The sequence below is a fragment of the Mesorhizobium sp. M1E.F.Ca.ET.063.01.1.1 genome (genome assembly GCF_003998155.1).
Taxonomy (GTDB): Bacteria; Pseudomonadota; Alphaproteobacteria; order Rhizobiales; family Rhizobiaceae; genus Mesorhizobium.
The window spans coordinates 1-398 of record NZ_RZSC01001745.1; the positions used below are offsets into that span (position 1 = coordinate 1).

1 pseudogene is annotated in these 398 nt (G+C 67.3%); it reads left to right on the forward strand.

Annotated elements, in window-relative coordinates:
- Window positions 1–398, forward strand: a pseudogene (locus tag EOA29_RS40710) (4-hydroxy-3-methylbut-2-enyl diphosphate reductase); the annotation flags it as partial.

A 398-nucleotide genomic window follows, 5' to 3' on the forward strand; every position in this document is an offset into this window, starting at 1 on the left:
GATCGGCACGATGGGCCAATTGTCGGACGGCGCCGTCACGCTGATCGAGACCGAGGCCGATGCCGCCGTCTTCGAGCCGGCCGACCCCGCAGCCCTCGGCTTCGTCACCCAGACGACGCTCTCGGTCGAGGACACCGCCGGCATCATCCGGGCGCTCGAGCAGCGCTTTCCAGAGCTGCACGCGCCGGCCGCCGAATCGATCTGCTACGCCACCACCAATCGCCAGGAAGCGGTGAAGGAGACCGCCGCCGGCGCCGATCTCTATCTCATCGTCGGCGCCCCCAACTCCTCCAACTCGCGGCGTCTTGTCGAGGTCGCCGAACGCGCCGGCGCCAAGATGTCGCTTCTCGTGCAGCGTGCCGCAGAGATTCCGTGGAATGACATCGCCAGTATCTCGA